Here is a 10648-nt window from a genome sequence, read left to right as displayed (position 1 = left end):
GCCCACGTCGCTGTTCGAGCTACGACCGGTGCAATCCCATATTCGGCGTGCTCGTATGCCCGTGGATCTCACGCATGCGCGGGTGACGGGCGCGCCCGGATGGCGGCGTAGTTGGCCCAGTCGGTCGCGAGGGCGGAAGCACGTTCTGCGGCGAATCGCGGGTGGCAGCCGACCAGGTCGGCGAGGACTGGTGCGGGGATTTCGCGCAGGAGCTCGTTGAAGGCTGCGACTCGACTGGTGCCGGTGATGCCAAGGCCGCGAAGTCGGTTCCGGAGTCGGCTCGTCGTGATCGGTCGGTTCGGTCGCTGTCCGGGGAGCAGCCAGGGCGAGGTGGGGTTGGCGGCGGTTCCCATGTTGCGGCGCCGGGTGATCAGGTCGGTGATGAGGCGGTCCAGTGGCGCGGGCATCAGCAGATCTTCCTCAGCGATTCGCAGGAGCACTTGATCGTTGCGGGTGGTCACGTCGTCGACCTTGATCTGGGTGATGCGGGTGGCTGGCTGGGCGTAGAGCAGGACCAACAAACCCGCGACGCGATCGATGGGCGCCAGCGAGTCGTCGGCGAACAGGCGGCGGACCAGCGCAATTCGTTCGGCCTGAGGCTGTGCCTCGGGTGTGACTCTGGGCGGGTTGGGGATGCGCAGCTTCGGGCAGAGCCGTCGCCGGATGGCGAAGGTCATGAAGATGCGGGCTGTCAGGCGGGTTTTCGGGCCGTCGGCGAACCAGTCGTCGATATCGTGCTGTGTGCATTCGGCCAGGGTTGTTTCCCGCGATCGCAACCAGTTGAGGAAATCCATTGCGACCCTTGCTTGTTGGCGGGCGGTGTTCCAGGACCCCGCACGCAGGGTGCCGTTGTCGAGTTGTCGCAGGATCCGGTGGCGGTGATGCCATTTGATGTAGGTCGCCAGCGCCTGGCGGTCGTCGGTCGCGTCGATCTGGTCGAGTAGGTCGCTGGTCCATTCATCGAACCTGAGCAGCTCGGGATTGCGTTGGGGCAGCAGCCCGGTCGTCATCAGAAGTTCGCGCAAGTAGCTGACGCCGCTGGAGCGTGGGAGGGCGGCGAAAGCGTCGTGAGTCAACGGCAGGTCACCGGTCGTGAGTGCCCGCAGCCGGTCCCCGACGCCTGGATTGCGGAGCCACTGGTCGGCGCTGGCAGGGTTCTTACGGTAACGTCGCCGCCTCGTAGTTGCTGGGATGATTTTCACCGTTGCTCGGAGATGATGCGGTCGGTCGATCGATCACGTCTAGGGCGGACCACCTGACCAGGGCCATCACTCATGCGGGATCACGAAATCCAGTCCACCCGAGATGGATTGAATGTCCCGGTGTCTGTATTATATTTGGTTCGAACCGTAGCAGTTCCAGGCGGGGAATATCAACGGGGTATCAAATTACTCCGCGGGCTTGGAGTGCATGCGAGTCGGATTGTTACCTTGTATGGCCACGTGCAAACTGAAGGGCGATCGACCTCGTTTGCCGTGGAGTCTCGAGTAACTCGACAAAGGAACGGCATCTGATCATGAAGCGAAACCTGTTCGGCGGCGCGATTGTCTGTGCACTCACAGCGATGACATTGGTCGGCACGGCCGGTACTGCGAATGCTGTCCCGGGGTGTGGAGGGGGCTGCGAAGGAAGTTATTGGAAAAAGGTGGGCACCGGGCGATACCAACTCCGCGTCGAGGACAGCAAGAAGGACGGGTATGGCGTCCTCGGCATCATCCTCAAGAAGTCGAACGCAGGTTACGTGGAAGATAATAAGTACGTCGGGGGTGGCGCCGGTGATTCCTTTACTTTCACCCGCAACTGGTCAGCCGGTTATGTTACCTTTCAGGTGTGCACGGTTGATGGCCCCGATCATAGGATAATCGACTGCGATGACCGCTGGACCGTCGGATGACAGAATCCGTTGGCGGACCGCAACAGTCGTGGCGAGTGAGTCGAAAGATGCCTGATAACAGCCGCCTCGACCGCCGACTCGGGCCAAGTCTTCAGTTGTGCCACGGCGGGGTTCGCAGGCGGAGCTTGGACGAAGATGCGATCGATCGGCTTTCGGCGTCGGGCATCTCCGTTTTCGATGAATCACCGTGGATGCGTGGTCACGAGCAACATGCTGCTGACCTGGCTGTCATCGTTCCAGGTCCAGAAGTTTTCGATGCGCCTCGGCGGTAACCGACGAAGGGTACCGGCGGGCTCTCGTTTCGAAGCAGTCAGGCTGCGTCGCTGTGGTGGCTGACGAAGCTCACGCGGGTGTGTCGTCGGCGTCAAGGGCGATGTTGGGGGTGGTATCGAGAGCATCGGCGAGTTTGGCGAGGACCGTTTGGCCCACGGCGGGATCGGAGCCTTCGATGCGTGAGATTTTGGCCTGTGACAGCCCCAGCTCGCTCGGCGAGGCCGGCTTGGGTGAGGCATGTGGGGTCCAGTTGAGCGAAGACTGGCGTTAGCGCGCCCTGCTGCGACTTCTCTGGACAGCTGGCGTGTCGCCTGGTTGAGGAGTGAGAGTCGTTCGCGTGGAAGGATTTTCGGCGCCTGCCCATTTCTGCGGAAACTGGCGCTTAGTACTCCAGCCGCACTTAGTTATGTAATCGGCGTCTTCGCTGGTAGTGGGCTTTTCTGGCTCGGTATTGGTGTCGACGCCGCCAGGTTGACCACTGCCAGATGGCTGTGTGATCGAGGTGGTGGGCGATCATGTATGCCAGAAGACGGCGGATTTCGCCGAGGGTGAGCGAGATGAGGTCGTTGCCAATGCTTTTGGGGAGATGGCGGCGGTGACTGCGAGGTAGGTGTGGGCGAGCATGGCGAGGGTGATGTGGCGGTACCAGGCGTCGTAGCGGCGGACCTGGTAGTGGTCGAGGCCGACTTCGGTTTTCGCGGTCTGGAAGCAGTCCTCGATGGCCCATCGGGTGCCGGCGACTCGGATGAGGGTGTTGTCGCTGGTGCCGGTGGGGGCGTAGCACATGTAGTAGGCGATCTCGAGTTCGCCTTTGCTGTTCGGGGTGAGGGCCCGGCGCGCAAGGAGCCAGCGGCTCCAGCCCGCGGCGGTGGTCCATTCGTAGACCGGCAGCGAGGCCACCGCCCAGTCGAACATGCGTGGCCCCTTCGCCCCGTTACCACAGCTCAGCCGCTTCCACGCCTCGGGCGGTGCTTGCGCGACGAGGTGGTCGGCACGGGTGCAGCCAGCGGTGATCGGGATTGTCTGGCGGCGTGGCACCGCAACCACATACCCGATGTGGCGGGTTTCGAGCCACGTCCGGAACTTGTAGTCGCCGCCGTAGGCCTCGTCCGCGGTCACCCAGCGGGCCGGGACTCCATCGTCCAGGGCTCGCGCGAGCATCTTCTTGGCGAGGGTGGCCTTGGTAGCGAACTCCACGCTATCGGGAACGTTCGCCTCCCGGCAGCGGGCGCGATCCTCGGTCCACGACTTGGGTAGATACAGTTCCCGATCGATCAGTGTGCGGCCCTTGCTGGTGGCGTAGGCGCAGAAGACACCCAGCTGGCAGTTCTCGATCCTACCTGCCGTGCCCGAGTATTGCCGTTGCACCCCAGCCGATTTCATACCCTTCTTGATGAACCCGGTTTCATCGACGATCAACACCCCATCGGGATCACCCAGATGTTCGACCGCGTAGGCGCGCACATCGTCACGTACTCCGTCGGCGTCCCACGCGGCCTTGTTCAACAGCCGCTGCATCCCATCCGGCGTCAGATCCCCGGCCGCTTCGGCAATCGTCCAGCCATTCTTCCCCGCCAACGGCGCCAACAACCCACGCACATACATCCGCGCCCGCAACCGCGGCTCCGCGCGATAGAAACGACCCGCAACCAGCCCAAACAGATCATCCAGCCCGGCTACCCACGCAGCCAGATCCTCACCGATCGACACGACGAAAGACCATACCGCACAACATAACTAAGTGCGGCTGGAGTATTAGACTGTGTCTTACGTGGTTGTGATTGGTTTGTGTTGTGCCGGAATCGGCTGTGCTGCATGATGTTCGACTCGTGGTCGATGAGTTGTCGAAACGTCTTGTTCCGGACGAGTTGTGGGCTTTGGTAGAGCCGTTGCTTCCGGAGTTCACTGCGCGTCCGCAGGGTGGTGGCACCGCCCCGGCCGACGAGCGTGCAGTGTTCACGGCGGTGGTGTTCGTGCTGGTCAGTGGTTGTGCGTGGCGGATGCTGCCGCCGTCGTTCGGGGTTACGGTGCCCACGGCGCACCGCCGGTTCAGCGTGTGGACCGAGGCCGGACTGTGGCGGCGTTTACACAACGCCGTCCTGGACGAGCTGGGCAGCCGAGGCTTGATCGACTGGTCGCGGGCGGTGATCGACGCAGCGAGTGTTCGGGCGAAAAAGGGGGACCTTTGACCGGTCCGAGCCCAGTCGATCGCGGCAAGCCCGGCTCGAAGCTTCACGTCCTGTCCGACCGCGCGGGAATCCCTCTGTCGGTGGGTGTTTCGGCGGCCAACACCAACGACGCCGAAGCGCTGCGGCCGCTGGTTAAAGCGGTCCCAGCCATCCGGTCGCGGCGCGGTCCGCGCCGACGCAAACCCGGTAAGCTGCACGCCGACAAGGCATACGACACGGCCGAACTCCGGCAATGGGTGCGAGACCGCGGCATCGGCGTCCGCATCGCCCGCAAAGGCATCGAATCCTCCCAGCGCCTCGGACGCCACCGGTGGGTGATCGAGCGCACGATCTCCTGGTTGACCGGCTACCACCGCCTCAGCATCCGCTACGACCACAAGGCCACCCACTTCCTCGCCTTCCTCACCCTCGCCGCGACACTGACCTGCTATAAGAAACTCGCGAAATCAACCACATGAGACATTGTCTTAGCGGTTACCGCACATAGTGTCCTACTATGTGCGGTAACCCTCGAGTCGTCCTGGCGCGATGCACCCTTCGCGTGAGGACGACTCGGGAAACTATCTGCGGTAGCGGTCGGAGGCTGGTGCGATGGGTCAGGTCCGGAAACTCCCCAGCGCGGTCGGCGGGGTCCGCCTCGGTGATGCGGTGAAGATCTACCTGGCGACGATCACGGTGGAGAACACGAAGGCGACCTACAAAGCGGCGCTGGATCGCCTCGTCGCCGACTTCGGCGCCGACACCGATGTGGCGGTGCTGGGGTCGCAGCCGGATCGGGTGGCCGGCTGGATCACCTTCGTGTGGGGCGGCAAGTCGGCCAAGACGTTCAACATCCGATTGACGGCATTGGTGTCGGCGTGCGGGTACTGGGTCGAGCAGGACTGGCTGACCGGCAATCCGATGGTGCGGTTGAAGGCCCGTCCGGCCCCGCCGGATACCAGCAAGGCGCTCTCGCGTGAGCGTGTCGCCGAGATCCTGGGATCGGATGCGCCGCTGCGCGAGCGGGTGCTGTGGCACATGCTCTACGAATCGTCGGCGCGCGCCGAGGAGGTGCTGATGCTCGATGTCCCCGACGTCGACACCGTGAACCGGTGCGCGGTGGTAACCCGCAAGGGTGGAGCCCGTGACCGGATCGCGTGGCAGACCGGCACCGCGCGGTTGCTGCCGCGGATGCTGGCTGGTCGGCGCCGAGGGCCGCTGTTCGTGACCGACCGCAAAGCACGCCCCTCGGTGGCAAGCAACGATCTCGACCCGGTGACCGGGCGGGCCCGGCTGTCCTACCGGCGTGCTGCCGAGCTGTTCGAGACCCACACCAGCCACTACGACGACGGGCCTTACACGCTGCACCAATGGCGGCATTCGCGGCTCACGCACGCGGCCGAGGACGGCGCGTCCACACCGATGCTGATGAAGTTGAGCGGGCACACTTCGGTACGCAGCCTCGCGAAGTACGCTCGCGTGTCCGACGAAGGACTGCTGCGGTTCCAGGCCGACAGCGACCCGGCCGCGCGCCGTCGGCCGGACCGCTGAGCTCTAGGCCACGGCCGTCAAGGCGCTCGGCCCGTTGATCTTCCGTAGGCACGCGCGTCAGCCGCGTCGAACCGCGCGGGTTGCGGCATAGAAGTGTGTCGACTGCGGCCACCGCTATCGAGGAGGGCCGGGACCTGCCTCGATAGCGGCATCCTGGCCGACGGCTCTATTGTCTGCAGCTGGCCTGCCGGCCCGGCCTCACTTCAGGTGCCGGGTGAAGAACCGGTTCGCCTCCTCCCCGGCGAATTGCGGGACGCCGGTGTGTCCGCCCATATTGGCGTGCAGCGTCTTCTCCTTGGAGCCGAAGGCGTCGAACAGGTCCAGGGCCATTTGCCGGTCGTTTCCTTCGTCGTCCCATTGCAGCAGGACGTGCAGCGGGATGGTGACCTGCCGGGCCTCCTCGAATATGGCGCGGGGCACGAAACTCCCGGCGAACAGCCCGGCGGCCGCGATGCGCGGCTCGACCACTGCCAGCCGGGTGCCGATGGAGATCACTCCTCCTGAATACCCGACCGGGCCGCTGATCTCGGGCAGCGCGAGCAGGGCGTCCAGGGCGGCCTGCCATTCCGGGACCGCCTTATCGACCAGCGGGAGGATGAGCCGGTCGACGATCTCGTCGTCGACCCGCCCGCCGGCCGCCAGCGCCCGATGCAGGTCGGCGAGGGCCTGATCGGCGGCGGCCGAACGGGGCCGCTCACCGCTCCAGGGGAGCTCGATGGTGGCAGCAGCGTAGCCCTCCGCAACGGCATGCCGGGCCCGGGCCAGCAGTCGCGGGTACGCCTTGCGCAGCCCGAGGGGAGGGGGACCGAGCAGGATCAGCGGCACCGGTGTGGATGCGGATGAGGGCGTCCACAGGATGCCGGGGATCTCGTCGAGGGTGAATTCGCGCTCGCAGATGTCGTCGTCGAGACGCTGTTCGGAAATGAATTGCACGGTCGTGCCTTTCGGGAGGGCTCGTGAACGGCGCTCCCGGACGACCTATCGCCCGACCGTGACCCCGGAGGGGAGCACCCATGTCGATACTGCGTTCACGGATACCACCTCCTCGTTCTCTGGCACGGCCTCCGGAAAGGTAGCAGTGGTCGCAGTCGTCCGCCAACGGGTTTTTGCGGTGACTCCGTGGCTGGACGCACGCAACTCCTACGGCTCACGTTACTTGGCTATATCCATACTGCTGGGCGGGCCGGGCCTGAGCGCCCGATTCACTCGTCATCATCGGGAGCGTCCGGATCCCGCAGCGGCCGGTGGCCTCCGCTCAGATCTGGCAGGTGGAAGCTGTAGTGGCCGTCGAGCCGGATGTGGCGGCGGATAAACGGCGAGAGCCGGGCAGCGTCCTCGTCACGGATCGGGTAGCCCTGGGCACGCAGCTCGTCCAGGGCTCGGTCCAGGTACACCGAATTCCACAGCACGGTGATATTCAGAACGAGCCCGAGCGCGGACAGCTGATCTTCCATGCCGTCGAGATAGGCGCGCACGAGTTCACCCTTGCGGCCATGGAAGACGGTGCGACCCAGATCGTGGCGTCCTTCCTGAAGATTGGCCTGCGCCTTCGCCTCCCGCCGATAGGGTTCGTCATCGGCCAGGCGCAAGATGTGCAGGGTCTTGAAAATCCGGCCGTAGTGGGCGATGGCCTGGCCGAGGTGGGTAGGGTTGCCGTCGCGGGAGATCATGCGCGTGACCTCGTGCGCGGAGACCTCACCACGGTTCATCGACACCGCCACCCGGCACATGTCCTCCCAGTGGGAGCACACTTTCTCGATGTCGATCCGCCCTCGTGCGGCCTTGTCCAGGGGCCCGTAGTCGGCGGCCGGGTCGATGCGCCACAACCGCTGGTCGGGTAGGTGCTTGAGCTGCGGCCGGTACTTGCGGTCCAGCAGATGCAGCAGGCCGAACACGATGTCCGAATACGATCCTGCGTCGGAAATGATGTCGTCGGGAACCTTGCTGCCCTCGGGTTGGCGCAGGATCACGTCGATGGCGTTGAGCGAGTCGCGCGGGGTGCCCGACACGACCATCGCGTTGAGGCCGGCGGCCTGGTCGTTGAGCATGTTCAGCCAGGTACTGCCCCGTTTTGGTCCGAAGTATTTTCGGTTGGGTCGGGCGTGGATGGACCGGACGGGCACCACGAACCGCATCCCGTCCACGCTGGCGACGCAGCCGCCGCCCCACAGCTGGGCCAATGGCACCTCGGATTGGGCGTTGACCAGCACCGTGTTCGCCGCGGCCATCGTCTCCGCCCGCAGGTAGTGCTGGTCGACGTGGCGCAGCCGGTCACGGGTGAGCGCGTCGGTGCCGGGCGAGGTGACCGGTACGAGTCCGACGTTCATGGCCTGGGCGCACAGGACGGCGGCCACGGACATACCCAAGTCCGCGACGCGGGCCTTGGTGCCGGCGACGTGGGTGAACGACTCCCCGAATTCCGGATGCCAGCTCATCACCTCGAGGACCATCTCCGGCAGGTCCACGCGCGGGATCATCGCCGCGGTGCGGCGGCGCAGATCGACCAGGCTCGGCGGGTCCGGCACCGCGTTCAACGCCGCCACGTGCAGTTTCCCGTCCTCGTCCACCGTCGCCGGAGTGTCGGCACCCAACCGGGCGGCCAGCTCCCGGTAAGTGGCGTCGAGGCTTTCGCTCAGCTCGCCCAGCATCGCGCGCGGGTTGTCCGGCAGGCCGAGCGCGTTCATGCCCCGGTCGCGGGCCTCCTCCCACGCCATACCCGACAGCAGATGCGCGCGGGGGTCACGCCATTTCGAGGAGTGCTCGGCGAAGATGTTGCGGTGCTTGAGATGCCGGTGGAACTGCTCGAGCACACACAGGGTGTAGGCGCCCCGGTCCACGGTCTGTTCCGGCCGTTCCGGCGGGTAGACCAGGCGCTGCCAGCCGCCGCCGACCAGGTTGTGATCGACACGGCGGGCATCGAGCCAGCGGGCCGGTAACCCGCCGCGGCCAGTGCGTTGCGGAGAGATCAGATCCGCCAGCGCGGCAACGGCTTTCAGTACCGGCGCGGCGTCGGCGGTGGCGCCGAAGTCGATGTTGCGCATCATCGCGGGCAGGAACGCCCGTACCGTGGCGTACCGGTTCGCCAGCTCCTCGAGCCGCTGCGAGTCGCACTCCGGATCAGCTTGCGGCACAAGCTCATCGATCGATGTGAGCGCGGCCCGCAGCTCGGCTTTGGACACGGTGTTCTCGATCAGATCCCACACCAATTCCAGCGACAACCCTGGTTCGGCCTCGCTCATCTCCAAAAGCACTCGCACCGCCTGGGCCAGCTTGCCGGCGTTGCGGCTCACCCGCGGGTAGCGCTTCAGCTTCTCGTCGGTGGACTGACGTTCGGCCTTGGCCATCAAGTCGGTGACCATCAGCAGATCGAACAACTCCAGCACGTCATCGATGGCCTTGGCGCGCAAGGTGAACACCGTCGCGCACAGCAACGCCAGCAACCGCTCCCGCTGGGGCTTCATCCGCCGCAGATGCACGGTCTTGCCGGTCAATCCGTGCGCGGCCAGCGCGATCAACCGACGCGCAGGTACTGCCGCGATGTCCACCGAGGCCGGGATCACCGCTTTCATGTCACGCACCCGCGCCAGCGCGTTTTTCATACCCGTCGACGACGGGGTGAACGCGCCCTTGCGCAGCCGCTCCAGCTCGACATACCTGCGGCGGTTCCGTTCCCGAGTGTCCAGCAGCCCCAGCAACTGCCCGGCCTCCCCGCCGGTCAGCTGACCGGCCAGCTGCGTCCACAGGCGCCGGTCAGCATCCTGCTTGCCGTCGGTGACCAGCCTTTCGAGGGTCGTGATACCAGGTAGCAGAGCGTTGCGTTTACGCAACCAGTCCACCGCGCCCGCGAGCAGGGCCTTCGGGCCGTCGCCGGTCATCCACGCCTGATCAGCGATCCACGCCAGCAGCTCGGTCTCGACCTGCGCGTACGAGACCAGCCCCTGGCTACGCTGGATCTCCCACGCGTGCTCGAACCGGGTCTTCTCCCGGTCGGTGTAGGACTTCACACACGACGGATCCGCGATCTCCAATTGCTCAGCCAGGTAATCGACCAGCTCGCCCGGGACGTCGAGCGGATCCGGCAGAAACATCCCCAAATACCGAACAGTCACGAGCTGAAGGGCAAAGCCAAGGCGATTCGAATCCCGCCGCCGGGCCTGGATCAGCTTGCGGTCCTCGTCATCGAGATAAAAGAACCGCTCCAGCTCGACTCTCGACAGCACACCGAACCGGCCATACCCGGCCCCGACCTCATCACGCACAACCCGACATGCAACCACCACACGCCCGCCCGCACCCGCCAATCCGGCGAATCAACCTTCACAGCAACGTGTTTCGGTCGTCATCATTCGCTAACGCCAGTTTCGGCTCAACTGGACCCCTCATGCCGTCACCCGGTCCGGCACGAACCCCAGCCACGGCAGCGTGCACAATGCGATCGACAGACCCAACCGATCCGCCGGACCCCGCCCACGGCCCGGATCCACGAACGCCAGATCAGCCGGAGTCAGCGTGAAATACCGGAACAGCTCCTCTCGGCTGATCTCCGGGAACCCCCGCAGACGCTCCAACTCCTCGTCCGCGAAACCCCAACCTCCAGCACGCCGATCAACCCTCATCGGCAGCCAAGCCAAGCACCAACGACCCGAGGCCGCACCCTGAACGTGAAAACCGTTCTCTGCCAGCTGGCTACGCCATATTCGCCCGATTTTCGGCCGATACTACGGCGACCCCCACAAGGGCTGGCGCTCTGGAGGGATCACCA

7 protein-coding genes and 1 pseudogene are annotated in these 10648 nt (G+C 65.2%); 3 read left to right on the top strand and 5 right to left on the bottom strand.

Annotated features, from left to right (window positions below; genetic code table 11):
* Nucleotides 1-68 precede the first annotated feature (68 nt).
* On the bottom strand, nt 69-1202 hold the full coding sequence (locus tag OH799_RS06390) for a hypothetical protein (RefSeq protein ID WP_406276673.1): 1134 nt from the start codon (nt 1200-1202) through the stop codon (nt 69-71).
* Nucleotides 1203-1516: 314 nt separating this feature from the next.
* Here OH799_RS06390 and OH799_RS06385 point away from each other — a divergent pair, with 314 nt between their 5' ends.
* Nucleotides 1517-1894, top strand: coding sequence for a hypothetical protein (locus OH799_RS06385; RefSeq protein WP_406276672.1), 378 nt, complete (start codon nt 1517-1519; stop codon nt 1892-1894).
* 786 nt (nt 1895-2680) lie between these two features.
* Here OH799_RS06385 and OH799_RS06380 read toward each other — a convergent pair.
* Entirely contained in the window at nt 2681-3871 is a 1191-nt protein-coding gene (locus OH799_RS06380; protein WP_406281867.1) for an IS701 family transposase, read from the bottom strand.
* 137 nt (nt 3872-4008) lie between these two features.
* Between OH799_RS06380 and OH799_RS06375 the strand changes: the two genes are divergently transcribed.
* A protein-coding gene (locus OH799_RS06375; RefSeq protein WP_406281864.1) for an IS5 family transposase occupies nt 4009-4814 on the top strand; the annotation gives its coding sequence in 2 pieces (ribosomal slippage) (nt 4009-4350 and nt 4353-4814; 804 coding nt in all).
* A 133-nt stretch (nt 4815-4947) separates the two neighbouring features.
* A complete protein-coding gene (locus OH799_RS06370) occupies nt 4948-5886 on the top strand; it encodes a tyrosine-type recombinase/integrase (protein ID WP_406276670.1) in 939 nt (312 codons plus the stop codon).
* A gap of 198 nt (nt 5887-6084) precedes the next feature.
* Here the strand turns inward: OH799_RS06370 and OH799_RS06365 are convergent, their stop codons facing one another.
* From OH799_RS06365 to OH799_RS06355, 3 genes and pseudogenes are all read right to left on the bottom strand, one after another.
* A complete protein-coding gene (locus OH799_RS06365; protein ID WP_406276668.1) occupies nt 6085-6819 on the bottom strand; it encodes an alpha/beta hydrolase in 735 nt (244 codons plus the stop codon).
* A 269-nt stretch (nt 6820-7088) separates the two neighbouring features.
* Nucleotides 7089-10145, bottom strand: a complete 3057-nt coding sequence (locus tag OH799_RS06360; protein WP_406276666.1) for a Tn3 family transposase — start codon at nt 10143-10145, stop codon at nt 7089-7091.
* A gap of 129 nt (nt 10146-10274) precedes the next feature.
* Nucleotides 10275-10502 (bottom strand): annotated as a pseudogene (locus OH799_RS06355) (DUF4158 domain-containing protein); the annotation flags it as partial.
* Nucleotides 10503-10648: the final 146 nt, after the last annotated feature.

Origin of the sequence: Nocardia sp. NBC_00881 (assembly GCF_045207455.1) — a bacterium.
Taxonomy (GTDB): Bacteria; Actinomycetota; Actinomycetes; order Mycobacteriales; family Mycobacteriaceae; genus Nocardia.
Note: the sequence above shows the minus strand (reverse complement) of the source record. Positions and strands in the feature narration are given on the sequence as shown.